Origin of the sequence: Streptomyces sp. NPDC059452 (genome assembly GCF_042750035.1) — a bacterium.
Classification (GTDB): domain Bacteria; phylum Actinomycetota; class Actinomycetes; order Streptomycetales; family Streptomycetaceae; genus Streptomyces.
Map to the genome: position 1 here is coordinate 199,764 of NZ_JBHYVE010000010.1, position 26,420 is coordinate 226,183.

Consider the following 26,420-nt stretch of genomic DNA (forward strand, 5'->3'; position numbering starts at 1 on the left):
CCGGCTGACATGCATGCCGGGCGGGCCGAAGCCGAAGCCGAAGGGAAGGGAAGGGAAGGGAAGAAGGCGTCAGCGCGCCACGGGCTTCGTCGCCTTGCTGACCGAGGAGCCGTTCGCGTGGCCCGTCCGGTGCGCGGTGACCTTGACCGTGATCTTCTTGCCCCGCTGCGCCGCCTTCAGCGTCAGCTTCGCACCGGTCGCCTTGGAGATCGCCTTCCCGTTCGCGTACCACTGGTAGCTGTACGAGGACGGCTTCAGCGACCACTTGCCCTTGCCCGCGGTGAGTTTGGACCCCACCTTCGTCTTCCCCGAGATGACCGGCTTCGCCGTCGCCTTGGGCGCGTCACCCTTGGCGGCCTTGGTGGCCGCGCTCGTCGCGCTGCCGTTGGCGTGTCCGGTCAGTACGGCGGTGACGGTGACGCTGATCTTCTTGCCGAGCAGCTTCGCCGGGACCGTGTAGGTGGCGGCGGTCGCACCCGCGATCGCCTTGCCGTCCGCCTTCCACTGATACGTGTACGAGGACGGGGCCGGGGACCACTTGCCCTTGCCCGCGGTCAGCTTGGAACCGACCTTCACCTTCCCGGAGACGACCGGCTTCGCCGTCGACTTCGGTGCGTCGCCCTTGGCGATCGTGACCGCCGCCGAGGTGCTCTGCCCGTCCGGGGTCGCGGCGCGGCGGGCGGTGACGGTGACCGTGACCTTCGTGCCGAGCAGCTTCGCCGGGACGGTGTACGTGGCGGCGGTCGCACCCGCGATCGCCTTGCCGTCCGCCTTCCACTGGTACGCGTACGAGGACGGGGCCGGGGACCAGGTCCCGGTGCCCGCGGTCAGCTTGGCGCCGACCTTGGCCGGGCCGCTGATCACCGGGGGCGCGGTGTTCCTCAGCGGGGCGGTGGTGACGGTGAACGCACCCCGCTGGTACTCCGAGCCGTTGTGGGTGATGACGCTGATGCGCCCGGTGCCCGCCGGGACCCCCGCCAGATCGAGAACCGCCGTGAGCGTCCTGCGGTCGGCGGAGACGGCGGTGGTCTGCGCCTCGATCTCCCGGCCGCCGAGGTAGAGGGTGACGGTGTCGTCCTTGTGCAGGGCCGTACCGGTCACCTTCACCGTGACCTTGCCGCCGCTGGCACCGGTGTCCGGGCTCACCGTGCCGATGGTGACCTGTGCGGTGCCGCAGCGGATGCCGGAGCAGACGGCCTCGGCCCGGTACGAGGTCTTCGACGCGGTCTCCGGCAGCGAGAGGACCAGGGTGCTCGGCGTGACCTCCTTCGTGGACGGCTCGCTCACGGCGCACTGGTAGCCGCTGGGGACGAACCTCATGCAGCCGTCGTGGAGGCTCGCGTCGTACAGCGCGGGCACCGCCGTCGCCTCGGCGCCGGTCGTGTCGCTGATCTCCATGTCGAAGCGGTCGCGGTACGCGGTGGGCAGCACCGCGCAGAAGGTGTTCCGCGCCTCGTCGAGGGTGCCGGTGACGGGTCCGTACCCGTAACTGACGTCGGGGACCCGTACGCAGCCCTCGGCGGGGCCGGTCGCGGTCGCGATGCGTACGGCGTCGAAGCGGTACTCGGGGGCCGCCTTCAGCCCGGTCCGTACGGTGACGAGGACCTGGTAGCGGGTGGACCCGGTGACCGCGCAGGACTGGGCGGACTGGCACAGGGCGGTGCCGTCGGCGCCGTAGACCACGATGCCCGCCGTGCCCAGGGCGTCCCGGGCGTTGATGTGCAGGGTGTCCTGGGCGTCGGCCGTGGTCACCTGGCGGCAGAGCAGGTCGCCCGGGGCGCCGGTCCGGCCGCCCGAGGAGGCGCCGCCGACCTTGGTCGCGGGGTTCGGGGTGCAGCCCTTCGCCGTGGCGGTGACGTCCCGGCGGGTCAGGGAGTACGTGGCGGCGGTGTCCCGGCCGGTGACGAGCACCGTGTGCTCGACACCGGGGGTCAGGCCGCAGGTCGTCCAGGTGTTGAGCGAGGAGCTGACGGAACAGACCTGCTTGCCGTCCGCGTCCAGCACGGAGAACCGGGCGGGGACCGTCGTCCCGGGCGCCGCCTGGAGCTGGAACGTCTCCGAGGCGCTGTGCGCGCCCGCCGGGATGGACAGGCACTGCGAGAAGGTGCCCCCGCCCGTGGTGATCCGGGCCGAGGCGCCCTGCCCGGTGAAGTCACCGGCCGGGGCGGCCGGGCAGCCGCTCGCGGTGTCGGTGCGGTGCAGCGCGATGGCGTAGGGGCCGGTCGCCGGGTTGACGTCGTCGGTGGTGACCTGGAGCCGGAACGGCGAGGCGCCGGCCAGCTCGCACGTACCGGCCGACAGGCTGTACTCGTCGCACCGGTACTCACCGGCCGCGTCGAACAGCGTCAGGTCGGGGCGCGGCTGGGGCCCGCCGAGGGGCGTCAGCGCGGCCAGCCGGGCTCCGGTGGGAAGCGCCAGCAGTACGCAGTCGATCTCACCGGCCGAGGCGAAGGCGGACCGGTACAGGCCCGGTCCGGCGCTCTCGCAGCCGGCGGCCGAGGAGCGGTCGAGGATCAGGGTGGCGTCGTCGGTGTAGACCGTGTAGTCACCGGCGGCGGGGAGTTCGCAGTTCTCCCAGGGGACGCAGACCGTCTTTCCCGCGCGGTCGTACACCTTGAGCTTCGTACGGGAGGGGTCGGCGCCGTACACCTCGTACCGGCCCGGGCCCGGGACGGTGAAGATCTTGCAGCCGGTCGCCGGGGTCACCGTGGTGGGTGCGGAGTTGTAGGTGTTGACCGGGACGCGGGCGCAGCCGGCCGGGTCGGAGATCCGGCGGACCTTCAGCGTGTACTCGGCCGGGAAGCCGCCCTCCGCCTCGCTGATGAAGGTCAGCACGCGGTAGGGGCCGTCACCGGGAAGTACGCAGCCGTCGCTGTCGTCCTCGTTGGAGCGCGGGCAGATCCGGGCCCCGGTCCCGTCGGTGATCCAGGTGATGCCGTGGCCGTACTTGGTGGTCTTGGCGGCGGCGGTGAACCGCTCGCCCGGCTTCGCCTCCAGCCGCGCGCACTGCACGGCCGTGGGGCCGGCGGCCCGGGCGACGAAGGGCGGGCTGTTCCAGTCGGCGGAGACCTGCGTCGTGCACCCCTCGTCCGTGGCGAGCGGGACGATGGCGAGGGTGAGCGTGCTGGTGTCCGCCCAGTTGTTCAGCAGGTCCAGCGTGAACTCGCCCGTACGCTCCAGCCTGCACCAGCCGGCGCCCCAGAGCGGGTCGTAGCAGTCGACCTGCTCCTCGCCGTCGCGAACGCTCGTGTACACGTTGTGGGCTCCGGGGCCGGACTCCACGAGCCGGTGCATTCCCGGCTTTTCGACCGTGAAGGTGTAGCAGGCCGTCCCATCGGCGGGGAGGGTGAGCGTGTTCCCCTCCGGTGCGGCCTCGCCGAACGCGGAGAGCGGGAGGACCGGGCACTCCTCGGCGGCGGAGGCTACGGCCAGGGATGCGGCCGGGGCTGCGGCCGGTGTGCCCGCCTGGGCCGTTCCCACCGGGACCAGCAGCGAGAGCAGGACGGTGAAGGCGAGCAGGAGAGCGGTGTACGCCGCGGATCTCGCGGCCGTACACGGGCGTGGTGACATGGTTCCGTTCCCCCCGGAGCGGTGAAAGGTGTGCGCCGGGTCTCCGCCGACGGATCGGTCAGCGGTCCTCTGGGCACGGCAAGTTGTGTGCGCTCTGCAAAACCTGCAAAACCTGTGAAGCCTGTGAAGCCTGTGAAGAGAGCGCACTGATGATCGCACAGATGCGCGGTTGCGGAGCATGTCAATTTCGGGGCCCACCCCGGCTTGCGAGCCGGGGTGGGCCGGGCCGCCCAGAATGCTCCGGAATCAGATGGAAGGCCGGGGGCTCACGCCGGGTCGATGCGCGCGATCGTGCCGCCGATGGCGAGCACGTACAGCTCCCCGTCACCGTCCTCCACGAACGAGATCACCTCGCCGCCCTCGACGCCGAGGTCGCCCTCGCCCGTCACCTCGCCGTCCTCGATGCGGAGCGTGCGGATCGTGCCGTCGCAGTAGTCGCTGAACACGTAGTGCCCCACCAGGTCCGCGACGGCCTCGCCCCGGTAGACGAACCCGCCCGTCACCGAGCAGCCCAGGCCGCCGCGGTCGTATTCGTGGACCGGCGGTACGTGGTTCGCGGGCTCCGTGCCGCCCCGGAAGGGGTGGCTGCCCTCCATCGAGGACCAGCCGTAGTTCTCGCCGCCCGGGCTGTCCGCCGGGGCCCAGTCGATCTCCTCCCACTCGCTCTGGCCGACGTCCCCGATGAGCAGGTCCCCCGTGCCCGCGTCGAAGGAGAACCGCCACGGGTTGCGCAGCCCGTACGCCCAGATCTCGTCCTTCGCGTTCTCGTCGGCCACGAACGGGTTGTCGGACGGGACGGCGTAGGGCTCCCCGCCCCTCGGGTCGATCCGGAGCAGCTTGCCGAGCATCGTGCCGAGGTTCTGGCCGTTGCCGTGCGGGTCGCCACCCGAACCGCCGTCGCCGAACGCGATGTAGAGGTAGCCGTCGGGGCCGAACCTGATGTCACCGCCGTTGTGGTTCGCGTACGGCTGCTCCTGGGTGAGGACCGTACGCCGTGTCTCCGGCCGGAGTTGACCGTCCCGCACCGCGAACTCGTCGATGGTGCTGGTGCCTTCGAGGTCGGTGTACGAGATGTAGAAGTGCGCGAACTCCGGATCGAACGCCACGCCCAGCAGGCCGCGTTCACCGTCGGTCGTGGTCTCGGCGGAGATGTCGAGAACGGGAGCGCCGAGGCCGCCGTCACCCAACACCCTTACTGTGCCTGCCCGTTCGGCTATCCAGACTGTGCCGTCCGGTCCGGCCGCGCCCGCCGTCGGGGTCTGCGCCCGGGCTACTTCCGTGAGGACGACCTCGGCCGGGGGCTCGGTGGCCGGGGGTTCCTGGGCCGCTGCCGTGGTCAGCGTAAGAGATGCTGCGAGGACAAGAGCGCCGATGATCGCCGAGCTTCTGGTGCGAACTTTCACCGTGGCCTCCTGGAGGCGGCGAGTGGGGGAGTTCACCCTGGCTGCTCGGGGCAGAGTGCGATGGGGGGTGCCCGCGCCAGTACGCAACCGGGGTGGGGGGCGTGTGCCACTGGCTACGGATGAGGGTACGGGGACGGGAGCGGCCTGGCCCAGACCAATGCACGGTCCGATGCCGTGAAGACCCGGCCGAACTCCGACCGGCCCCCGACCGGCCCCCGACCGAACCGCGGCCGGACCTCGACCGGATCTCGTGCGGGCCCGGCGGATCCGGCCCGGCCCCTACTGCCCCAGCACCGCCTCCATGACCTTCTTCGCGATCGGGGCGCCGAGGCGGCCGCCGGAGATGTCCGAGCGGGAGATGTCCATGTCCGTCGGGTCGATGAAGACGGCGACGGCGACCGAGCGGCCGTCGTCCTTCTTGCCGTAGCTGACGAACCAGCCGTACGGGACCTGATCGCGCACGTTCACCCCGCGCTGGGCGGTGCCCGTCTTGCCGCCGACCGTCACACCGTCGATCAGGGCGCGCTGGGCGCTGCCCTCCTTCGCGGTGTGCTCCATCATCTCCTGGACCTTCTTCGCCGTCTCGGGGGAGACCGCCCGGCTCATCTCGGCCGGTTCGTTCTTCTCCAGCGTGGCGAGGTCCGGGCCGCGCAGCTGGTCCACGATGTACGGCTGCATCAGCTTGCCGTCGTTGGCGAGGGCGGCGGTCACCATCGCCATCTGCATCGGGGTGCTGGTGAGGCTGCCCTGGCCCATACCGGTGAGGGCCGTGCCGGGCTTGTCGAGCTTCTCCGGGTAGAGGCTCTTCGTGGCGAGCATGTCGCCGAACTCCTCCGCGTACACGTCCTCGTTGAAGCCGAACTTCTCCGCCGTCTCCCGCATCTTGTCCTCGCCCAGCTCGGCGGCGACATCGAGGAAGACGTTGTTGCAGGAGTACTGCATGGCGGTCTTCAGCGACGCCTTGCCGCAGACCGCGTCCCCCGCCTCGCTGCCGATCTTGTTCCTGGAGAGCGGCAGCGGATACGGCGAGACCGCCTTCGTCGGGGCGTCCACGTCCGAGATCACACCGTGTTCCAGCGCCGCGGCCGCCGTGAGGATCTTGAAGGTCGAGCCGGGCGGGAACGTCTCGCGCAGCGGGCGGTTGGCCAGCGGCTTGCTCTTGTCGTCCAGGAGGGCCTTGAAGCGGTCGCTCTCCTTGAACGAGATCCCGGCGAAGACCCCGGGGTCGTACGAGGGGGTGGAGACCAGGGCCAGCACCTGGCCCGTGCGCGGGTCCAGGGCGACGACCGCGCCCCGGGCGCCCAGATCGGTCAGCCCCTTGTAACCGGCCTTCTGCGCCTTGGGGTCGATGGTGGTGACCACGCTGCCGCCGCGCCGGGGCTCGCCCATCAGGACGTCCTTGGCGTGGCGGAAGGCGAAGCGGTCGTCCTGGCCGCTGAGGACGCTGTCGTACGTCCGCTCCAGCAGCGAGGTGCCCTGGGCCTGGGAGGCGTAACCGGTGACGGGCGCGTACATCGGGCCGTCCTTGAAGGTCCGGCGGAACGTGTAGTCCCTGCTGTCCGTCTCCTTCGATCCGGTGATCGCCTTGCCGCCGACGATGATGTCGCCGCGCGGGGAGGCGAACCGCTCGAACCGCACCCGGACGTTCTTCTCGTGCTGGGACAGCTCCACGCGCTCGATCTGCTGGAGCCAGTTCGCCCGCAGCAGCAGCGCGAGCACCAGCAGCCCGCAGAAGATGGCTATGTGCCGCAACGGCCTGTTCATTCCACTCCCCACCAGGGCGGGCCTCGGCCCGCACGCACGAAAGCGCGTGCGGGCCGTGCCCACGTATGCGATCCCCCCGAGGGTAAGGATGCCTTGTCGGCGTCTGCGGTTGCACAGGGCGGGCGCTTCCCGGGTGACGACAGGCCCTAGAGGTACGCCGCGTACCCGTCCAGGACCCGCAGCACCTCCGGCTCGGCGGCCGGGGGCAGCTGGAGTACGACCTCCTCGATGCCCAGGTCCGCGTAGTGGGCGAGCTTCCCGGGGTCCGGGAGGACGGCGTACGGGACCACGTGGAGGCCCTTCGGATCGCGCCCCGCCTCCTCCCAGACCGCCCGCAGCTTCGGTACGGACTCCGTCAGGCCCCGGCCGCCGATGGGCAGCCACCCGTCCGCGTGCTCCGCGATCGCGGCGAACAGCTTCGGGCCCGCCCCGCCGCCGATCAGCGTGCGCGGGCCGACGACCGGACCGCGCGGTCCGCGCACCGGCTTCGGGTACGCGAAGCTCGCCTGCACCGACCCGTACTCCCCCTCGTACGCCGTCGGCTCGGCCGACCACAGCGCCCGCATCAGGGCCAGCCGGTCGCGCGCGAGCTCCCGGCGCGTGGACCACTCGACCCCGTGGTCGGCGGCCTCCTCCACGTTCCAGCCGTAGCCGACGCCGAGCGTGAACCGGCCGCCGGAGAGGTGGTCCAGGGTCGCCACCTGCTTGGCCAGGCCGACCGGGTCGTGCTGGGCCACCAGCGTGATGCCGGTGCCGAGCGTGATCCGTTCGGTGACGGCCGCCGCCTGGCCGAGCGCCACGAAGGGGTCCAGGGTGCGGCCGTACTCGCGGGGCAGCTCACCGCCCGCCGGGTAGGGGGTGCGGCGGCTCACCGGGATATGGGTGTGCTCGGGCAGGTAGAGCCCGGCGAACCCGCGCTGTTCCAGCTCGCGCGCCAGCCGCACGGGCGTCACCGTCTCGTCGGTGAGGAAGATCGTTGTGGCGATCCGCATCGAGAGCACCTCCGTCGTCTGTACGGGGGGCCAAGGTATGCCGTGCGCCGGTGAAATCCGAGACCATGTGGGCCGTAGCTTGAGGCACGGCATGAGGCCGGTCGGCCGTCGGCAGGGCTGCGGGGAAGGACGTGGGACGGGAATGGGAATGGGACTGGGGTTCTTCCTGCTGCCCGCCGGGGGCGTGCTGAGCCTGACCGGGGTGTTCCTGGGCAACAGCACGCTCATCCGGCTGAGCTGGCTCATGTGGCTGGCCGGTGTCCTGCTGCTGATCGCCCAGCGCTACCGCCGCCCGCCGGACCCGCGGCAACTGGCCGCCGCCGCGGCGGCCGGGGACGCCCGTGCGGTACGGGGGCTGCGGACGCTCGCCCTGGACGCGCGGAGCCAGGGGCGGCCGGACGCGGCCGAGCGGATGCTGCGGCAGGCGGTGAAGGCCGGTGACGTGGAGTCGATGTGGGAGCTGGGCCGGCTGGTCCAGGAGCGCGAGGGGCTGTCGGCGGCGGAGCCGTGGTTCCGGATGGCCGCCGGGCGCGGTCACCCCGTCGCCCGGCGGCTCTTCCGGGCGGGCGGCGAGCTCAACCCGGACGGGACGAGCCCGCCGCCGTAGGGCTCTCGCTCAGAACTTGCCGTAGACGTGGGTCGGCTTGACCGATTTGTTGCCGACGGCCTTCTTGTTGCTCCCACCTTCGTGAACGGGAGGAACGCGACCCAGCCGGCCCCTGAACGGATCGCGTCGGCGTACGCGAGCCCGTTGCAGGGGCGAACAGCCCCTCAGTCCAGGCCCACCGCCGCCCGGGTCAGGAACGCCAGCCGGGCCGTCTTCTCCGGCTTCTGGATCTCCGGCCCCAGCTCGAACCCGACCCGGATCATCCGGGCGATCGCCTTCTCGTTGCGGGCGTCGGGCTCGACGACGACCCGCAGGTGGGCCGGGTCGCTGAAGACATAGCCGATGAAGGCGGTCAGGAAGGCTTCCGTGTACCCCTTCACGGCTCCGTCGCCTTCGGCGGGCGCGATCAGCAGGTGGATGCCGAAGTCCCCGGGCTGGACCTCGTAGCACTCGCCCACCGGGTCGGCGTCCGGTTCGTACGTCTGGAAGAGCGCGGCCGGAACGCCGTCGCGCAGCGCCAGGTAGGCATGGTGCGTGGGGAGCGAGCCGACGAACTCGTAGGTCTCCTGGACCTGTTCGGGGGTGTGGTCGGCCATGCCCCAGAAGCGGGCGCGCTCCCCGGTGACCCAGCCGTGCAGCAGGTCGACGTCGGCCGCCGGGTCGACCGGGACCAGGCGGACGGTGCCGAAGCCCTCCACCTTCTGCTCGTACACGGCCGGACGGAGCGCGGGGAGGGTGGAGGCGTCGGGGTCGGGGGTCATGGCGGTGCTCTCCTCGGTACGGAGCCGGGTACGGCGTTCGGTGGGGTCTTCCGTGCGGTGCAGCAGGTTCCAGTCGGTGACCACGGGGGCCGGCCGGCCGCTCGCCCACAGCTCCGTCTGGTCGCGGTGGTGGGCGGAGCCCGGCACTCCGGAGGCGCCGAGCGGCACCACCCACAGGCTGTCCTCGCGGCGGGCCAGGTCCCAGACGTACCGGGCGGCCGGGCCGCGCGCGAAGAGATCGGTGACCCCGGGAACGCTGGAGGTGGAGAGCACGCAGTCGTGGTCGCCCGCGAGCCCCGGCCAGACCTCCTCGGGCGTCGCGCCCGGCAGCGCCTGCCACGGGGAGACCCGGTGGACCTCGCCCCAGGGGCGCGGCGCGTCACCGCCCTCCGCGTGGGCGGCGGCCACCGCCTCGGCCGAGGCCGCGACCACCGCCAGCCGGTCCTCGTACGGCAGGAGTCCGACGGTGAGCAGTGTCTCCAGGGCGTAGCCGATCCGAGGGACGGCGGCGAGCCAGGGCCGGAAGAGGGCCGGGTACGCGGCCGAGCGCCACGGGTCGGCGTCCCCCGTCACGGGCCGCAGCGCCGAGTGACCGGCCAGCCGGTGGACGACCTCCGCACGCAGCCGGGCGTAGAGGGTCGCGTCGGTGCTGTCCGCGTCCATGTGACGGTCCCAGCGCAGCAGCCGGTCCCGGAGGTGTTCGGCGTCGGGGCCGAGGCCGGGGGCCCAGGCGAGCAGGGAGAGGAGCCGGCGGGAGGAGGCGAGGTGGGTGTCGGTGTGGACGACGGCCATGTCGGCGGAGGACCAGGCGGGACCGGTGAGAGCACGCGGACCGGCGGCCGCGCCCGTTCTCGTGCCCGCGCTCGCTCCCGTACGCGCACCCGCATCCGCATCCGTGCCCGTTCCCACACCCGTACCGAGCAACTCCCGTATTCGGTCGGCCCGGTGCGGAGGTGCGAACTCGATGCCGAGGGGGCCCGCGAGCCCGCGCTCGTTGGCCATCACGGCGGTGCCGGTGGCCCGGTCGACCTCGGTACGGGGCAGGGGCTCGGCGCCCTCCCGCCAGGCGTACGCCGGATCGTGCGCGGGGACGACCCGCAGCCGGTTCTCGTGCGGGCGCACGGGGACGTGCCCGGCGACCCGGTGCAGGGTGGCCCCGGTGGTGTCGGCGGCCAGGACCACGTTGACGGGTTCGACCCAGCCGTCGAGGGCGGTGTCGAGGTCGGCGACCGTACGGGCCCGGAGCAGCGCGGGCAGCACGTCGAAGCCGAGGTCTCCGGTGACGCGGGGCGGGTAGCGGAGGCTGATGACGGGCGCGGCGGGCACCCCGTCGGCCGAGGCAGCGCCCCCGTCGCTGTCCGGGCCCCCGTCGCTGTCCGGATCATCGCTTGCGTCACCATCGCGTACGTCACCATCGCGTACGTCCCCGATGATCACCGGCCCCCGGTCCGTCTCCACGACCTCGACCGTCTCCGGCTCTCCCCCCGCGACCTCGATGGTCTCGGTGTGGGCATGGACCCGGTACCAGCCGTCCGGCCCGAGCGCCTCCACCCAGCCGCCGTCTTCCGCGCGCCGCACCTGCTCCCGGTACAGGTCCTGGTAGTCGGCCATCGCGTTGGTGATCGCCCAGGCGACGCCCCCCGCGTGCCCGAAGTGGGCGATGCCCGGGACGCCCGGGACGGCGAGGCCCACCACGTCGAACTCGGGGCAGGCGAGCCGGATCTGCTGGTAGACGCCCGGGTCCTCGATGAAGCGGTGCGGGTCACCGGCGATGACCGGGGCCCCGGTGGTGGTGCGGGCGCCGGTGAGGAGCCAGCCGTTGGAGCCGGAGGTGCCGGGGCCGTCGGTGGCGAAGAGGGTCGCGCGGTCGTCACCGAGCCTGCGGGCGACCTCTTCGCGCCAGAGTTTGGTGGGGAACCCGGCGAAGAGGATGTGCGTGGAGAGCCAGACGCCGAGCGGGGTCCAGGGCTGCCAGCGCCCCGGGGCGATCCCGGCGGCGGCGAACTCCGTTGTACGGGCGGCCCCTTCGGCCAGGCCCGCGTTGACCCCGTCGACGTACGCATCCACCCACACGGCGGTCTCCGGCGCGAGGCGGTCGTAGCAGCGGCGGGCGGTGTCGGCGAGCCGGGCCCGCCGGGCGAACCGGTCCCAGTCGACGGCCTCCGCACCCAGGTACGCGGCGGTCGTACCGAGCACCCGGTGGCGCTCGGTCTCCAGCTGCCAGGCCCGGTCCAGGGCGGCGTTGTGGCCCTGGGCGAAGGCGAGCGCGAGCGCGCCGCCGGCCCGCAGATGGGGTATCCCCCACTCGTCCCGGAAGACCTCGAAGTCGCCGTGGGCGCTCGCGCCCGGTCTCTCGCTGCCGACGTCAGCGGTCATCGCTCTGCCCATCCCCTGCTCCGGTGGTTTTCAGCCACTCCCCAGCCCTGGGAATTTAGGTTAGCCTAACCAAAGTGACCCTTTGGGCAGTGGGCCGGGGCACCAGGGGAAGGTGGGAGACACCGTGGGTCATGGCTGGGAAGGCGTCGTTCTCAAACTGTTCCGGGGGCGGGATTTCACGTTCACCGTGACCGGCGCGGAGCAAGTCACCGACCGGTTCCGCCGGGTGCACCTGACCGACGGGGGCCTGCTGGCCGCGACCGGCGGGGCGCACCCCACGATGTGGGTGCGGCTCTGGTTCGAGAAGGCCGGCAAACCCCATCAGCGCGCCTACACCCTGGTCGACCCGGACCCCGAGGCCGGGACCTTCAGTCTGGAATTCGCCCTTCACGAGGGCCCCGCCTGCGACTGGGCGCGGACCGTCAAGACCGGCGAGACGATCGACGCGACGCTCCAGGGCACCGGCTTCACCCTGCCCGACCCGGCGCCGAAACGGCTCTTCGTGATCGGTGACCCGGCCGCGCTCCCCGCGATCAACTCACTGCTGGAAGCGATCCCGGAGACCCCGGCGACGATCTGGTTCGAGACCTCGGACGAGGACGACCGGAAACTGCCGTTCCGGCTCGACGAGGACCACCACACCCTCCACCACGTGGAGCGCCGCGAGGACGGGGCGCACCTGATCGCCGAGGTGAAGGCGGCCCTGCCGGGACTGCTGGGCGACGACCACTCGGACGCGTACGTCTGGGTCGCCTGCGACACGTCGACCACCCGGACCCTGTCGACGTACCTCCGCAAGGAGCTGGGCCTGCCCAAGGACCGGGTGAACGCGCTGGGCTACTGGCGCCCGTAGGACCTGACAGCCCCGCCACGAAGGGCTCCGGCACGCGCCGGGGCCCTTGACGCGTTCCGGGACCGGTGGCACCGGGGGCACCGGGCCCCTTACGCGTTCCGGGACCGCAGCGACCTGCGCACCAGGACCCCGCCGATGCCCACCAGGCCCGGGAAGCCGCTCTTCGGCAGGGACTCAGTCCTCGACCACGAGGGCCGGGGTCTCCTTCGTCAGTACCTCGCCCCGGAAGAACGCCGGGCTGCGGCGCTCCATCGCGACCATCAGCACCAGGCCGAGGAGCAGCAGCCCCACCCCGATGACGAAGACCGAGCCGACGCCGAGGACCGAGGAGCCGGAGCCGTACGCCGGGTCCCACATGTCGTAGAGGGTCTTGGCGAAGACGGCGGCGAGGAGCAGACCGCCGAGGACCGGGAAGAGGCCCTTGAAGACCAGGTCGCGGCCGGAGCGGGTCAGTTCGGCGCGGAAGTACCAGGCGCAGGCGAAGGCGGTCAGCGCGTAGTAGAAGCAGATCATCAGGCCGAGGGCGTAGATGGTGTCGATCAGCACGTGCTCGCTGACCAGCGTCATCACGGCGTAGAAGACGCCGGTCCCGATGCCCGCCACGATCGTCGCCCGGCCCGGCGTCTTGAACCGGGGGTGGACCTTCGCGTACGAGGCGGGCATCGCCTCGTACGTCGACATCGCGAGGACCGTACGGGCCACCGGGATGAACGTGGTCTGGAGGCTGGCGGCGGCCGAGGCGAGGACGGCGACGAAGAGCAGCACGCCGAGCCCGGAGCCCATGACCGGTCCGGCGAGGGCGGCGAAGACGTTCTCGCCGGTCTCCGGGTTGGCGAGGCCGAGCCCGGTGGTGCCGGAGCCGACGGCCATCTGGGCGGCGACGGCGGTGGCCAGGTAGGCGCCGACCAGGACGACCATCGCGATGAGGGCCGCGCGGCCGGGGGTCTTGTCGCTGCCGGTGGTCTCCTCGTTGGCGGTCAGACAGGTGTCCCAGCCCCAGAACATGAAGATGGAGAGGGAGAGACCGGCCGTGAAGGCCGCGAAGGACTGGACGGCGAACGGGTTCAGCCAGGACCAGGAGAAGTCGAGCGAGGTGGCGAAGTCCGCGCCGCCGCTGCCCGCCTTGTTCAGGGCCATCGTCACGAACAGCGCGAGCACGGCGAGCTGGAGGGCGACCAGGGTGTACTGGATGCCCTTGGTGGCGGTCATCCCCCGGTAGCTGATGGCGGTGGCGACGGCGATCAGGGCGAGACAGGTGCCGATGTGGACCAGCTTGTTGTCGTCCAGGGCGGCGACCGCCGGGCTGCCCGTGACCTCGCCCGCCAGCAGCCAGAAGAACGAGGTGGCGACGCCCGCCAGGTTGGACAGGACGATGATCGTCGCGATGACCAGACCCCAGCCGCACATCCAGCCGACGCGCGGGCCGAACGCCTTCACCGTCCAGGTGAAGGAGGTGCCGCAGTCCGGCATGACCTTGTTCAGCTCGCGGTAGGCGAAGGCGACGAGCAGCATCGGCAGGAACCCGGCCAGGAAGACGGCGGGCATCTGCACGCCGACCTCCCCGGCGGTGGAGCCGAGGGTCGAGGTCAGGCAGTAGACGGGGGCCACGGTGGAGATGCCGATGACGGCGCTGCCCGTCAGACCGACGGAGTTCCCGCCGAGCCCCTTGCCGCGTACGCCCCCGCGTGCGGCGGCGTCGGCCGGGGCGCTTCCCCGTACCGTGTCTCCGGCCTGTGGCCGCGCGTCCAGCTGAGTCATGAGGAGGACGCTATGCGCTGCGATATCCACATCCGGAGCGTGAGACTCGAACGTCTCACCCTTGGTTACACCGGCCGATTCTCCATGAACACTTCATCAATTCAAGGTCACATGAGCGTGAAGCCTTGCAATGCATGTCGCTCGCACGACGGTGACGACGTACGGTAATCGCAGCACTGTCCGCTTTGTCCCGTTTCAAAATTTTCCCGCGCCGTCTGGGAACGGCCTCAGCCGGGCCAGACGATCGCCTGCGTCTCGCTGTAGGCGTGCAGCGCGTACGAGCCCACGTCCCGCCCCACGCCGCTCTTCTTGAACCCGCCGAACGGGGCTTCCATGTTCCGGCCCACCGTGTTGACGCCGACCCCGCCCGCGCGCAACTGCCGGGCGATACGGAAGGCGCGGGCCACATCGCCGGACCAGACGTAGTCGATGAGGCCGTAGTCGCTGTCGTTGGCGAGCGCGACGCCCTCCTCCTCGTCGTCGAAGGGGACCACCACGACGACCGGGCCGAAGACCTCCTCGCGGACGACCCGCATGTCGGGGGTGCAGTCGGCGAGGAGGGTGGGCGCCACGTAGAAGCCCCGGTCCAGGTGGGCGGGGCGGGCGCCCCCCGTCACGACCCGCGCGCCCTCCTTCCGGCCCAGCTCCACGTACGCCTCCACCCGGTCGCGGTGGGCGGCGGAGATGACGGGGCCGACGACGGTGGACCGGTCGGCCGGGTCGCCGACGGTGAGCGCGTCGGCGTACGCGGCGAGCGCGGCGATCAGCTCGTCGTACCGCGACCGATGGACCAGGACGCGGGTCGGAGCCGTACAGATCTGTCCGCTGTAGAAGGAGAAGGTGGTGCCGATCCCGGCGACGGCGGAGCTGAGGTCCGCGTCCTCCAACACCAGCGCGGCGCCCTTCCCACCCAGCTCCATCAGCTGCCGCTTCATCCCGCGCCCGCACACCTCCGCGATGCGCTGCCCGACGGCGGTGGAGCCGGTGAAGCTGACCATGTCCACGTCCGGGGAGTCCACGGCGGCCTCCCCCGCCTCCGCGCCCGACCCGGTGACGACGTTGACGACGCCCGGCGGAACGCCCGCCTCCGCGAGGGCGGCGGCCATCCGGTAGACGGAGAGCGGGTCCTGCGGGGCGGGCTTCACGAGGACCGTGTTGCCCATCGCGAGGGCGGGCGCGATCTTGCCCGCTGGGTTGGCCCAGGGGTTGTTGTACGAGGTGACGCAGGTGACCACGCCGACCGGCTGGCGGACGGCCAGCGCCCCGAAGACCCCGGCCCGGCCCATCGGACCGGCCTCGTTGATCTGCGGGGGGATGGCCTCCTCGACGGGCTCCAGGGCCCCGCGCGCGTACCGCCGGAAGCGGGCGATGCCGACCCCGACCTGCATCCCCCGGGCGGTGGAGGCGGTGGCTCCGCTCTCGGCCCGGGCGACCTCGGCATGGACGAGGAAGTCCCGCTGGACGATGTCGGCCGTACGGTCCAGGATCGCGGCGCGTTCTTCGGGGCGGGTGCGCGACCAGGCCGGGAACGCCTCCCTGGCCGCCGCCGCGGCCTCATACACCTGGGCGCGGCTCGCCTCGGGGGCGAGGCCGACGACGGCCTCGGTGGCGGGGTCGATGACCTCGTAGTGGCCGTGGGCGGGCTCGGCCCACTCCCCGCCGATGAACAGCTTCTGCGGTCCGGCAGGGCTCACGCGGTACTCACCGTCCGGGTGTCGCGGCCCGAGCGCAGCACCGTCCCCGGCACCGCCCCCGTCACCTTGTCCTCGCGCAGGGTCTCGACCCCGTTGACGCGTACGGAGACGATCCCGATGGCCTTGGAGTCCAGGCGCGGGCTGTCCCCGGGCAGGTCGTGGACGAGGGTGGCGGGCCCGGCGTCGATGCGCTCGGGGTCGAAGAGGACCAGGTCGGCGTGGAAGCCCTCCTCGATCCGGCCGCGTTCGCGCAGCCCGAAGAGCCGGGCGGGGTCGTCGGTGAGCATCTTGACGGCGGTGGTGAGCGGTACGAGCTTCCGCCCGCGCAGGCAGTCGCCGAGGAAGCGGGTGGTGTACGGGGCCCCGCACATCCGGTCCAGGTGCGCGCCCGCGTCGGAGCCGCCGAGCAGGACGTCCTCGTGCTCCCAGGTGCGCTGCCGCAGCGCCCAGGAGTCCGGGTCGTTGTCGGTGGGCATCGGCCACAGGACCGTACGCAGGTCGTCGGCGGCGCAGATCTCGACCAGGCACTGGAAGGGGTCCTGGCCGCGTTCGGCCGCGATGTCGTCGACGACGCGCCCGCTGAGCCCTTCGTTGGCGGGGCTGTACGTGTCCCCGATGACGTACCGGCCGAAGTCGGCCAGGCGCCGGAAGACCCCGGCCTCCTTGCTGTCGGCGCGGCGCAGCATCTCGGCGCGGGTGGCAGGGTCCCGGAGCCGTTCGATGCGCTCGGGGACGGGGAGGGCGAGGATCTCGCCCCAGCCGGGGATGAGGTTGAGGGCGCAGAAGGTGCCGAGCGACATGTTCATGGGGGTGAGGATCGGCATGGTGAGGGCCACGATCCGGCCCCCGGCGCGGCGGGCTCGCTCACTCGGTATCAACTGGCGCGGTACGCGTTCGGGGACGGCGGCGTCGATGGTGAGGACGTTCCAGTTGAGCGGGCGCCCGGCGGCGGCGGTCATGTCGACGAAGAGGTCGATCTCCTCGTCCGAGAACTGGTCCAGGCATCCGGCGACGATCGCTTCGAGCTGGGTCCCCTCGTGCTCACCCACGGCCCGGGAAAGGGCGAGCAGCTCCTCGGGGCGGGCGTGCCGGGAGGCGACGGGCTCGCCGTCACCGTCGGAGTGGGTGGCGGACTGGGTGGTGGAGAGCCCCCAGGCCCCGGCGTCCATGGCGTCGTGGAAGAGCGCGAGCATGGCGTCCATCTGGGCGGGGTCCGGCTGTCCGCCGACGGCATCGGCACCCATCACATACCGGCGCAGGGCGCAGTGTCCGACCATGAACCCGGCGTTGACGGCGATACGGCCTTCGAGGGCGTCGAGGTATTCACGGAAGGTGGACCAGGACCAGTCGACGCCTTCCTCCAGGGCTTTGAGCGCCATGCCCTCGACCCGCGACATCATCCGGCGGGTGTAGTCGGCGTCCTCGGGCCGGTCGGGGTGGAGGGGCGCGAGGGTGAACCCGCAGTTGCCTCCGGCGACGGTGGTGACGCCGTGGTTCATGGAGGGGGTGGCGTAGGGGTCCCAGAAGAGCTGGGCGTCGTAATGGGTGTGCGGGTCGACGAAGCCGGGGGCGAGGACGAGCCCGTCGGCGTCCTCGCTGGTGACGGCCTCTTCGCTGATGGTCCCCGGCTCGGCGATGACGGCGATGCGGCCGCCGCGGATGCCGACGTCGGCGGTGTGGGCGGGCCCGCCGGTGCCGTCCACGACGGTCGCGCGGCGGATGAGGTGGTCGAGCATGACGGTGTCCCTTCTGGTGGGTTCCTTCTTCCGTCCCGGTGGGACAGCCGGGGTACGCACGCCTTGGCCGCGGTACGTACCCCGGCTCACAGGGCGACGGTCCGGGAAGACGCCGCCCGGCTCCGGTGGGGGCTCCGCCCCACACCCCCGGCCCGGGGGGGGAGCCCCGACGTGGGCCTCAGCCGGTGGCCGCCGCCCGGAACCGCGAGGTCCGATGCACAGGGTCCGTATCGATCTGCGGAATCACATGCTCCCCGATCAACCGAATCGTCCTCATCGTGTCCTCCGGACTGATCCCGATCGGCAGCCCGAAGCTCAACTGATCCGCCCCCGCCCGATCCCACCGCCGGCACTGCTTCAGCACCTCATCGGGATCCCCGCAGATCATCAGCTCCTCCGCGATGAGGAGTTCGACGATCTCCTCGGTGTACTCGGGAAGCAGCCGCGGCCACTCCGGCACCCCCTCCGGCCGGGGAAACGTGTCGTGGTAGCGGAACAGCAGCGACTGGAGGTAGTTCAGCCCGCCCCCCACCGCGATCCGCACCGCCTCCGCATGCGTCTCGGCACAGATGGCCGTGGACGTCACCATCACGTTGTCGTTGACGAACGCCCCCACCGGCTCCGCGTCCTTGACCGCGTTCTTGTAGGACTCGACGACCCACTCCATGTCGGAGACCTTCTGCACGCTGAAGCCCAGCACCCCGAGCCCCTTCTTCCCCGCCATGGCGTACGAGGACGGGGACCCGGCCGCGTACCACATGGCCGGGTGCGCACCCCCGTACGGCTTCGGCAGGATCTTGCGCGGCGGGAGCGACCAGTGCTTGCCCTGGAAGCCGACGTACTCGTCCTGGAGCCACATCTTGGGGAACTCGGCGATCGTCTCCTCCCACAGCTCCTTCGTGTGGTTCATGTCGGTGATGCCCGGCATGAACCCGAGGATCTCGTGGCTGCCCGCCCCCCGCCCGGTGCCGAACTCGAAGCGCCCTTCGGAGAGATGGTCGAGCATGGCGACCTTCTCCGCGACCTTCACCGGGTGGTTGACGGGCGCGAGCGGGTTGAAGATGCCCGAGCCGAGGTGGATGCGTTCGGTGGCGTGGGCGAGATAGCCGAGGTACACGTCATTGGCGGAGAGGTGCGAGTACTCCTCCAGGAAGTGGTGCTCGGAGGCCCAGGCGTACTTGAAGCCGGACTTGTCCGCCTGGATGACGTACTCGGTCTCCTCGATCAGTGCCTTGTGCTCTGCCTCGGGGTCCACCTTGGCGCGCGCGGCGGGCACGTACCCCTGAACAAAGAGCCCGAATTCCACGGAGGTTCACCGTCCTCAAGTTTTTCTGACGTATCGTCAGATTGTGATGCGACCGACTGTTCCACCGCCACCGCGACCCGTCAATAGCCGACGACCCGTCAGGCCGCGTGGATCGGGCGCGATCAGAACAGGCTCACCCCCGCCAGCCACCCCCCGTCGATGACGAACGGCTGCCCGGTGATGTAGGAGGAGTCCTCGGAGGTCAGGAAGAGGGCCAGCGCGGCCACCTCCTCCGGCCGCCCGATCCGCCCCATCGGCACGAGCTTGCGGTAGTACGCGTCCAGCGCCGCACCCGACGTGCTCAGGTCGGCGTCCGGGTCGAGCAGCGCCGGGTTGCTCATCGCCGTGTCGACGGCCCCCGGGCAGACGGCGTTGACCCGGATACCCTTGCCCGCCAGCTCCACGGCGGCGACCTTGGTCAGCCCCAGGACGGCGTGCTTGGTCGCGGCGTACGCGCCCACCAGCGCCATGCCCGTCAGACCGGTGTACGAGGACGTGTTGACGATCGTCCCGCCGCCCGCCGCCTCGATCTCCGGCGCCACGGCCCGGATCCCGAGGAACGCGCCCGTCAGGTTGACCTGCACCACCTGCTGGAACTCCGCCAGCGGGGTGTTGACCAGCTCGTTGAAGCGGAGGATGCCCGCGTTGTTGACGAGCCCGTCGATCTTGCCGAAGGCGTCCCGGGCCACGGTGACGGCCGCCGCCCAATCCTCCTCCCGCCCCACGTCAAGCCGCACGAACCGGGCGACCTCCTCCCCCAACTCCTCGGCCAGCGACTCCCCTTGCTCGGCCAGCACATCGGCGATGACGACCCGCGCCCCCTCCGCCACGAAGAGCCGCGCCTCCTGCTCGCCCTGCCCGCGCGCCGCCCCGGTGACAAGGACGACCCGCCCGTCCAGCTTGCCCATGCCCACCCCTCCCTCACCCGGCCAGGTGCGGGGCCACGTCCGCACCGAACGCCGCCATCTGATCGGTCAGTTCGTCCCCGCTCCGGCTCCGGAACCGCACCTGGATCTGGTGCACCCCGATGGCCGCGTACTCCCGCAGCGACTCAGCCAGCTCCTCCGGCTTTCCGGCGAGGGTCCGCCGCCCGACGGGCCACCCGGGCTCACCGACGTACAGCGGTTCGGTGATCGCGCCGATCACGATCGGCTCCGCCACCCCCGCCTCCGCCCGCAGGGCCCGCACCCGGGCGATCTGCGCGGGCAGCCGGTCGCGGGGGTCGCCCTGCGGGAGCCAGCCGTCCCCCCGCACGGCGGCCCGGCGCACGGCGGCGGGCGAGGAGCCGCCCACCCAGAGCGGCACCCGTTCCTGGGCGGGGCGCGGCAGTTGGCCCAGCCCGCCGAAGGAGAACCGCTCCCCCGCGAACTCCGGGTACTCCTCCGGCCCGAGCGCCGCCCGCAGCGCGTCGATGCTCTCGTCCAGCACACCCCCGCGCCCGTCGAAGTCCGCCCCGACCGCCTCGAACTCCTCCCGTACGTGCCCGGCCCCGACGCCCAGGATCAGTCGGCCGCCGCTGAGGTGGTCGAGGGTGGCGTACTGCTTGGCGGTGATCAGCGGGTGGCGCAGCCCGACGACGGCGACATGGCTCATCAGGCGCACGCGCTCGGTGACCCCGGCGAGGAACGCGAGCGTGGCGACGGGGTCGTACCAGACCGTGCTCATCCCCTCCGCGAGCCGGCGCGGGATGGCGATGTGATCGCAGCTCGCGATGTAGGCGAAGCCGCCCCGGTCGGCCGCCCGGGCGACGCGGACGAGGTCGGCGGGGGTCGCCGCCGCCTCCCAGGGTTCGGCGTAGAGGGCACTCTGCGACTGGACCGGGAGCTGCATTCCGTACGACAGCGGCCCGTCGGGCGACGGGAGCGGTGGGGGTAGCGGTTGCGGTGGCGGCACGGCGGCCTCCTTCTCCTCCGACCCGGCCCGGGGCGATCCCCGCCGTCCCGGGTGACGGCCGCCATCGTCATACCTGACGGGTCATCAGACAAGGGGCCCCATGGTCTTGATCACAGGAAAAGCACAGCGGGAGAGAGCAACTGCCCCTTTTCCTGCCGTATATCCCTTCACGGCACCGTCTCCCCGGCCGCTTCGCCAAGGAAAAACCGACCGGATGTCCGGACTTTCGCCATAACATCGCCCCAGGCCGCCCGTGTGTCCCGCACCACTGACACCCTGCGCACCACCGGCGTCGTGCTGTGCCGCAGGGGTCGCAGGGGCGGCCGCCCTCATTCGTTGCTCCGGACCAAAGGGCCCATGTGAAGATTCGCCGCACTCTCGCCACGGCCGTCGCCGTCGCGGTGACGACGCCTGCCGTCATGCTCTCCGTCACCCCGGCCTTCGCCGACACCAAGCCGGTCACCCAGCCGGCCGCCGAGCCGAACGCTGAGCCGGCCACCGAGCCGACCACCGAGCCGAACGCCCGGCCGGTACCGCAGACGGACTCGCGGGCGGCTTCGCAGACGGAGGCCGGGCAGGCTCAGGCCGAGAAGGAGGCGCAGGGCAAGCCGACCCTCAAGGAGCTCGAAAAGGCGGCGGCCGACGCGCAGAAGGCGTACGACGACGCCGTCGCGGCCGAGAGGATCGCGTACAAGGTGCTGGAGGAAGCCCTCTCCGACACCGCGCCCCTCACGGTGGCGGCCAAGGCCGCCCAGAAGGCCGCGGACGACGCCGCCGTGGCGAAGACCACCGCCGACAAGGCGGTCACGGACGCCAAGGCCGCGCTCGACGCGCTGACCGAGGAGGCCACCGAGGAGGAGAGGACCGCCGCGGAGAAGACCCTCGCCGAGGCCGAGACGGCCGCAAAGGCGGCGGAGACGGCCAAGTCCACCGCCGACGCCGACGCCAAGGCCGCCGGGAAGCTCGCCGAGGACGCGCGGGTCGAGGCGAACAAGACGTACGACGCGGTGAAGGCGGCCGTGAAGGACGCGCTGGACGCCAAGACGGCCGCCGACGCGGCGCTGGCCCGCGCCAAGGAGGAGGAGGACCAGGGCGGCGACAGGACGTGCGTGGACGAACCCCGCCTCACCACGGTCGCGACCGGCTTCCCCTCCTCGGTCACCGCAGGCACCAGGACCACCTTCTCGGTCCGGGTGACCAACGGCACCGACAAGGAACTGGACGAGGTCCTCACGTACGCGGGTGTCCACGGGGACGACAAGGCCGGCCTCAAGGACATCGGCAAGTACCTGAAGCTGAAGTGGTCGACCAAGGCGTCACCGGAGTGGAAGGACGCCGACAACGACAGCTACTTCGACGCCGTCGGCGCGCTGAAGCCCGGCGCCCAGGCGGACATCAAGCTGCGCCTGGACGTCGACGCCAAGGCCCCGGCCGGGCAGGGCCTGACCTTGATCACAGGTGGCTACTTCAACGAGGACGGCGCCTGCGGCTTCGCGCCCGACGACGTCCTGTACGAGTTCGACATCAAGGCGGCGGCCGAGCCCGCCGCCAAGCCGTCGCCCACCCCCACCGCGACCACCCCGGCCGCGGGCTCCGGTGTCACCCCGCAGGGTTCGGGTTCGAGCGTCCCGGTCGCCACCACGGGCGGCACCCTCGCCGCGACCGGCTCGTCCGACGCCACGACGCAGATCGCCCTCGCGGGCGGCGCGGCCGTGCTGCTCGGCGCGGGCGCGATGTTCGTCGTACGCCGCCGCAAGGCGGGCGCCGACGCCTGAGGCCTGAGGCGTTCCCCGGGGGGGAGGGGAGGGGGCCCGACCGCGTGTGCTGCGGTGGGCCCCCTCCTCCGTTTCCGAGCAGGCCCCACGGCCTGCCACCGAGCGGCCCCTATGACCTCCTGCCGCCGAGCGGTCCCTACGCCCGCTCCCCCGCCTGAAGCAGCAGCAACGTATGAGGCCACAGCGCGTCCAGGACGGCGGGGTCGTTCTTGAGCTTGGCCAGGAGGACCGCCCCCTCCAACTGCGAGATCACCGCCTGGGCCGCCTCCGTGGTGGCGCGCCCGGCGGGAATGCTCCCCTCCCCCGCCGCGTCCGTGAGCACAGCCTCCACCAGGCGGATCTGCTCGTCGAAGACCTCCTCCAGCCGGGCCCGCACGTCCGGCTCCTGGGTGCTCAGCTCCAGGGCGAGGTTCCCCAGCATGCAGCCCTCGACGGCACCCGACTCCTCCTTGGTCCGCCGCTGGACCCCCGCCATCGCGGCCAGCAGCCGCTCCAGCCGGTCCAGGGCGGGGCCACCACCGCCCAACTCCCCCTGCCAACAAGCGCGCTGGGCATCCCAGTAGGCATCGACCACCGCCACTGTCAGGGCCTGCTTGGACGCGAAGAAGTGGTAGAAGCTGCCCTTCCTGACGTCCGCCCTGGCACAGATCTCGGCGACGCCGAGGCTGCCGTAACCGCGCCCGCGCATCAGCTCCTCCGCCGCGCCGACCAGTCGTTCCTTCGCGGTGCTGGTACGTCCCATGGCAGCGAGTATACGTCCGGTCAACTACCGAAGGGGGGTCCTTTTTAGTTGACCGGTCGTCTACAGTCTCCACAGGTGGCGGGACCAGCCCGCCGTCAGCCCTGGAGCCCCCATGCCCGAACACTCCACACCCAGGCCCAAGCCCTCCCTCTCACCCACCGAGCCCCCGGTCACCGCCTCCGCCTCCACCTCCGCCTCCGCCTCCGTCTCCGTCGCCATCGCCTACCACAGCGGCTACGGGCACACGGCCCGCCAGGCGGCGGCGGTGGCGGAGGGCGTCACCTCCGTAACCGGGGCGGCAGCGGATCTACGGGATGTGACCACGCTCGACGCCGGCCTCTGGGCGGCCCTGGAGGCGGCCGACGCGATCATCTTCGGCTCACCGACCTACATGGGCGCGACCTCCGCCGTCTTCCAGCAGTTCGCCGAGGCCAGCGGTGCGGTCTGGGCGGCACGCGGCTGGCAGGACAAGTTGGCGGCAGGCTTCACCAACTCCGCAGGTCTCAACGGGAACAAGGACAACGCGCTGCTCTCCCTGGCCGTCCTGGCCGGACAGCACGGCATGCACTGGGTCTCCCTCGGACTGCTGCCCGGCTGGGCCTACACCTCCACCGGCACCCCGGACGAACTCAACCGCCTGGGCGGCTTCTTGGGCGCCATGGCCCAGTCCCCCTCCGACCTCGGCCCCGACCGGGCGCCCGGCGAGTCCGACCTCCGTACGGCCCACCACCTCGGCGCCCGGGTGGCGCGCACCGCACTCCACCTCGCCCACGGCCGCGAGGCCGCCGCACGTCTGGCCGCGGCATGAGCGCCGGGCGGATCGGCGAGCTGCTGGGCCTCCAACACCCCATCATTCAGGGCCCGTTCGGCGGCGGCCTTTCCACCGTCGCACTGGCGGCGGCGGTCAGCGAGGCGGGCGGACTGGGCTCGTACGGGGCACACATCATGGCGCCCGACGCGATCACGGAGGTGGTCGGGAAGCTGCGCGCGGCAACGGCCCGCCCCTTCGCGGTGAACCTCTGGGTCCCGCAGGAGGGCGAGCGATTCTCCTTCCACGCAAGCGAGTTGGCGCAGAACGCCGAAAGACTGCGCCCGTACGCAGCCGAACTGGCCCTGGAAACAAGCGCGTCCGCGCCGGAGCATCCCGCTTTCGACGACCAGGTGGACGCCCTGCTCGCGGCGGCCCCGCCCGTCATCAGCTTCGTGATGGGCGTGCCGCCCGTCCGCGTGGTCGAGGAGGCGCGGCGGCGCGGCATCGTGCTGTTCGGGACGGCGACCACGGTGGACGAGGCGGTGGCGCTGGAGGCGGCGGGCGTGGACGTGGTCGTGGCCTCGGGAAGTGACGCGGGCGGGCACCGGGGTGCGTTCCTGCGGCCGGTGACGGAGTCGCTGGTGGGAACGTTCTCGCTGGTGCCGCAGGTCGCCGACGCGGTAGCGGTGCCGGTGGTCGCGGCGGGCGGCATCGCGGACGCCCGGGGCGTGACCGCCGCGCTGGCACTGGGAGCCGACGCCGTACAGGTCGGTACGGGGTTCCTCGCCACGGAGGAGTCCGGCGCACCCGCCGTCCACAAGCGGGCCCTGCACAGCGCCGAGGCCCGTACGACGGTGCTCACCCGCCTCTACTCGGGCCGCCCGGCCCGGGGCATCCCGAACCGTTTCGTACGGGAGATGGCGGCGCACGAGGAGGCGGTCGCGCCGTACCCGCTCCAGAGCCTCCTGATGCAACCGGTCCGGGCCGCGGCGGCAGCCCAGAACCGCCCGGACCTGGCAGCCCTCTGGGCAGGCCAGTCCGCACCGCTCACCCGGCCCGCCCTGACGGCGAAGGCCTACCTGGCCACACTCACAGGCCAGTCGCCCACCCCCGGGACGAGCTGAACCCCCTCCCCTGCGGACCGCGGCCCCGGCGCCTCCGGGCGGACCTCCGCGTGCTGGTCGTCGGCCGCCCGGTGTTCACCGTGCGGATCGAGTCCGGGACGCTGGACTGGCGCAAGGACTACTCGGCCCTGTCCTATCGCGTCGTGGACCTGGTCATGACGGGTACAAGGCCGGGGGCCTGGTCGGTTGTGCCGTAGCCGGTGTCCCTTCGGCACGGGGGTTCTCCCTGCTCGCGCCGCGACCGGTGCCACCTGGAGGGGTGGCACCGGTCGCGGGATCGTGCTCATGTCCGGGTACGCCGGACTCGAAGCCGGACCGCAGGGCCGACGGCGGTCAGGCGGCCCCGGCGTGCCTCTTACGGTCGGGACACGAACCGTACGCGTCGTCCCCGTCTCCGTAGCCGTATCCATAGCCGTAGCCGTAGCCGTAGCCGTAGCCCGTGTCCTCACAGGGCTTGTCCTCGCGGCTGTTGGCGATCCGCGCGATCACGACCTCCTGGTCGCCGCTGACGACGTACGGTCCCGCGACCGGGTCGCCGGGCAGGACGTAGCCATCCGGTACGCCGGTCTCCCGCAGGTAGTACGTGCCGTGGTCCAGGTCACCGAAGGAGCACCGGCCCGCGCCGTTCGTGGTGCAGGCGGCTCCGATACGGGTGTCGGGGTCACTGCCGCCTGTCTGGAGGCCTTCACGCCCGTTGGTCTCTTCCCACAGCTCGAACGTCGCGCCCGGGAGCGGCCGGCCGCTGTCGGCATCGGTCTTGAGCAGCTTGACGGTGCCGGTGCCCGGCGGAACCGGCGTACGGGTGTTGGCGGCGGAGACCGAAACACCATCGTCCGCGTTCTCCTCGGTCAACACCAACGGACCGAACACAGCCGGATCAGGCAGCTCATACCCATCCGGAGCCGCCGTCTCCTGCCAGTAATACGTCCCCGTCTCCACCGTCCGGGAACACACACCCTCCGCATCAGTCGTGCACGAAGCACCGACCGACGTGTCAGGATCAGCACCACCCGTCTGAAGACCCGGAACCCCGTTCGTCTCCTCCCACAACTGGAACGACGCCCCCGGCAACACCGCACCCGACTCCGAGTCCGTCTTCACCACCTCCACCACACCCGTCGTCGGATCAACCGGCGTACGCGTGTTCGCGGCAGAGACCGAAACACCATCCTCCGCGTTCTCCTCCGTCAACACCAACGGACCGAACACAGCCGGATCAGGCAGCTCATACCCATCCGGAGCCGCCGTCTCCTGCCAGTAATACGTCCCCGTCTCCACCGTCCGGGAACACACACCCTCCGCATCAGTCGTGCAC

Annotated in this window: 19 protein-coding genes; 6 read left to right on the forward strand and 13 right to left on the reverse strand. The window is 71.7% G+C overall.

Annotated features, from left to right (window positions below):
* Window positions 1-69: 69 nt before the first annotated feature.
* From ACFW9Z_RS16195 to ACFW9Z_RS16210, 4 genes are all read right to left on the reverse strand, one after another.
* Window positions 70-3,570: a hypothetical protein gene (locus ACFW9Z_RS16195; RefSeq protein WP_384640405.1), complete on the reverse strand. Its 3,501-nt coding sequence runs from the start codon at window positions 3,568-3,570 to the stop codon at window positions 70-72.
* A 266-nt stretch (window positions 3,571-3,836) separates the two neighbouring features.
* Window positions 3,837-4,973, reverse strand: coding sequence for a PQQ-dependent sugar dehydrogenase (locus ACFW9Z_RS16200; protein ID WP_384640408.1), 1,137 nt, complete (start codon window positions 4,971-4,973; stop codon window positions 3,837-3,839).
* Window positions 4,974-5,252: 279 nt separating this feature from the next.
* A complete protein-coding gene (locus ACFW9Z_RS16205; protein WP_384640410.1) occupies window positions 5,253-6,737 on the reverse strand; it encodes a peptidoglycan D,D-transpeptidase FtsI family protein in 1,485 nt (494 codons plus the stop codon).
* A gap of 146 nt (window positions 6,738-6,883) precedes the next feature.
* The gene (locus ACFW9Z_RS16210; protein ID WP_384640413.1) at window positions 6,884-7,729 is read right to left on the reverse strand and encodes an LLM class F420-dependent oxidoreductase; all 846 of its coding nucleotides are present in this window, start codon (window positions 7,727-7,729) and stop codon (window positions 6,884-6,886) included.
* 148 nt (window positions 7,730-7,877) lie between these two features.
* Here ACFW9Z_RS16210 and ACFW9Z_RS16215 point away from each other — a divergent pair, with 148 nt between their 5' ends.
* Window positions 7,878-8,336: a sel1 repeat family protein gene (locus ACFW9Z_RS16215; protein ID WP_384640564.1), complete on the forward strand. Its 459-nt coding sequence runs from the start codon at window positions 7,878-7,880 to the stop codon at window positions 8,334-8,336.
* Between the two features lie 164 nt (window positions 8,337-8,500).
* On the opposite strand, the gene ACFW9Z_RS16220 is transcribed toward ACFW9Z_RS16215, so the two are convergent.
* Entirely contained in the window at window positions 8,501-11,473 is a 2,973-nt protein-coding gene (locus tag ACFW9Z_RS16220) for a GNAT family N-acetyltransferase (protein ID WP_384640415.1), read from the reverse strand.
* Between the two features lie 124 nt (window positions 11,474-11,597).
* Here ACFW9Z_RS16220 and ACFW9Z_RS16225 point away from each other — a divergent pair, with 124 nt between their 5' ends.
* A complete protein-coding gene (locus ACFW9Z_RS16225; protein WP_384640418.1) occupies window positions 11,598-12,326 on the forward strand; it encodes a siderophore-interacting protein in 729 nt (242 codons plus the stop codon).
* Window positions 12,327-12,500: 174 nt separating this feature from the next.
* Here ACFW9Z_RS16225 and ACFW9Z_RS16230 read toward each other — a convergent pair whose 3' ends face one another.
* From ACFW9Z_RS16230 to ACFW9Z_RS16255, 6 genes are all read right to left on the reverse strand, one after another.
* Entirely contained in the window at window positions 12,501-14,084 is a 1,584-nt protein-coding gene (locus ACFW9Z_RS16230; protein WP_384640421.1) for an APC family permease, read from the reverse strand.
* A gap of 227 nt (window positions 14,085-14,311) precedes the next feature.
* Window positions 14,312-15,778: an aldehyde dehydrogenase family protein gene (locus ACFW9Z_RS16235; protein ID WP_384640423.1), complete on the reverse strand. Its 1,467-nt coding sequence runs from the start codon at window positions 15,776-15,778 to the stop codon at window positions 14,312-14,314.
* Complete coding sequence (locus ACFW9Z_RS16240; RefSeq protein WP_384640426.1) at window positions 15,775-17,514, reverse strand: amidohydrolase family protein; 1,740 nt, start codon at window positions 17,512-17,514, stop codon at window positions 15,775-15,777. The genes ACFW9Z_RS16235 and ACFW9Z_RS16240 overlap by 4 nt, the downstream gene beginning before the upstream one ends.
* A gap of 178 nt (window positions 17,515-17,692) precedes the next feature.
* Window positions 17,693-18,820 carry an LLM class flavin-dependent oxidoreductase gene (locus ACFW9Z_RS16245; RefSeq protein ID WP_384640429.1) on the reverse strand — a complete coding sequence of 376 codons (1,128 nt, stop codon included), beginning with the start codon at window positions 18,818-18,820 and terminating at the stop codon, window positions 17,693-17,695.
* 122 nt (window positions 18,821-18,942) lie between these two features.
* Window positions 18,943-19,728, reverse strand: coding sequence for an SDR family NAD(P)-dependent oxidoreductase (locus tag ACFW9Z_RS16250; RefSeq protein ID WP_384640432.1), 786 nt, complete (start codon window positions 19,726-19,728; stop codon window positions 18,943-18,945).
* Window positions 19,729-19,741: 13 nt separating this feature from the next.
* Window positions 19,742-20,650 carry an LLM class F420-dependent oxidoreductase gene (locus ACFW9Z_RS16255; protein ID WP_384640567.1) on the reverse strand — a complete coding sequence of 303 codons (909 nt, stop codon included), beginning with the start codon at window positions 20,648-20,650 and terminating at the stop codon, window positions 19,742-19,744.
* A 422-nt stretch (window positions 20,651-21,072) separates the two neighbouring features.
* Between ACFW9Z_RS16255 and ACFW9Z_RS16260 the strand changes: the two genes are divergently transcribed.
* A complete protein-coding gene (locus ACFW9Z_RS16260) occupies window positions 21,073-22,488 on the forward strand; it encodes an LPXTG cell wall anchor domain-containing protein (protein WP_384640435.1) in 1,416 nt (471 codons plus the stop codon).
* Window positions 22,489-22,624: 136 nt separating this feature from the next.
* Here ACFW9Z_RS16260 and ACFW9Z_RS16265 read toward each other — a convergent pair whose 3' ends face one another.
* Window positions 22,625-23,230, reverse strand: coding sequence for a TetR/AcrR family transcriptional regulator (locus ACFW9Z_RS16265; RefSeq protein WP_384640437.1), 606 nt, complete (start codon window positions 23,228-23,230; stop codon window positions 22,625-22,627).
* A gap of 112 nt (window positions 23,231-23,342) precedes the next feature.
* Here ACFW9Z_RS16265 and ACFW9Z_RS16270 point away from each other — a divergent pair, with 112 nt between their 5' ends.
* From ACFW9Z_RS16270 to ACFW9Z_RS16280, 3 genes are read left to right on the forward strand one after another with little or no spacing between them, the layout of a single operon-like run.
* Entirely contained in the window at window positions 23,343-24,038 is a 696-nt protein-coding gene (locus ACFW9Z_RS16270) for a flavodoxin family protein (protein WP_384640440.1), read from the forward strand.
* On the forward strand, window positions 24,035-25,105 hold the full coding sequence (locus tag ACFW9Z_RS16275) for an NAD(P)H-dependent flavin oxidoreductase (protein WP_384640443.1): 1,071 nt from the start codon (window positions 24,035-24,037) through the stop codon (window positions 25,103-25,105). Before ACFW9Z_RS16270 ends, ACFW9Z_RS16275 begins: the two co-directional genes overlap by 4 nt.
* A gap of 50 nt (window positions 25,106-25,155) precedes the next feature.
* Window positions 25,156-25,302: a hypothetical protein gene (locus ACFW9Z_RS16280; protein ID WP_384640445.1), complete on the forward strand. Its 147-nt coding sequence runs from the start codon at window positions 25,156-25,158 to the stop codon at window positions 25,300-25,302.
* Between the two features lie 136 nt (window positions 25,303-25,438).
* On the opposite strand, the gene ACFW9Z_RS16285 is transcribed toward ACFW9Z_RS16280, so the two are convergent.
* On the reverse strand, window positions 25,439-26,420 hold a 982-nt coding region (locus ACFW9Z_RS16285; protein ID WP_384640448.1), incomplete at its 5' end, for a collagen binding domain-containing protein.

Excerpts from the sequence above, each read along its gene's own strand:
- ACFW9Z_RS16265 (WP_384640437.1), bottom strand. The coding sequence starts at position 23,230 with ATGGGACGTACCAGCACCGCGAAGGAACGACTGGTCGGCGCGGCGGAG.
- ACFW9Z_RS16215 (WP_384640564.1), top strand. The coding sequence starts at position 7,878 with ATGGGACTGGGGTTCTTCCTGCTGCCCGCCGGGGGCGTGCTGAGCCTG.
- ACFW9Z_RS16270 (WP_384640440.1), top strand. The coding sequence starts at position 23,343 with ATGCCCGAACACTCCACACCCAGGCCCAAGCCCTCCCTCTCACCCACC.
- ACFW9Z_RS16255 (WP_384640567.1), bottom strand. The coding sequence starts at position 20,650 with ATGCAGCTCCCGGTCCAGTCGCAGAGTGCCCTCTACGCCGAACCCTGG.
- ACFW9Z_RS16230 (WP_384640421.1), bottom strand. The coding sequence starts at position 14,084 with ATGACTCAGCTGGACGCGCGGCCACAGGCCGGAGACACGGTACGGGGA.
- ACFW9Z_RS16240 (WP_384640426.1), bottom strand. The coding sequence starts at position 17,514 with ATGCTCGACCACCTCATCCGCCGCGCGACCGTCGTGGACGGCACCGGC.
- ACFW9Z_RS16210 (WP_384640413.1), bottom strand. The coding sequence starts at position 7,729 with ATGCGGATCGCCACAACGATCTTCCTCACCGACGAGACGGTGACGCCC.
- ACFW9Z_RS16195 (WP_384640405.1), bottom strand. The coding sequence starts at position 3,570 with ATGTCACCACGCCCGTGTACGGCCGCGAGATCCGCGGCGTACACCGCT.
- ACFW9Z_RS16250 (WP_384640432.1), bottom strand. The coding sequence starts at position 19,728 with ATGGGCAAGCTGGACGGGCGGGTCGTCCTTGTCACCGGGGCGGCGCGC.
- ACFW9Z_RS16205 (WP_384640410.1), bottom strand. The coding sequence starts at position 6,737 with ATGAACAGGCCGTTGCGGCACATAGCCATCTTCTGCGGGCTGCTGGTG.
- ACFW9Z_RS16220 (WP_384640415.1), bottom strand. The coding sequence starts at position 11,473 with ATGACCGCTGACGTCGGCAGCGAGAGACCGGGCGCGAGCGCCCACGGC.
- ACFW9Z_RS16275 (WP_384640443.1), top strand. The coding sequence starts at position 24,035 with ATGAGCGCCGGGCGGATCGGCGAGCTGCTGGGCCTCCAACACCCCATC.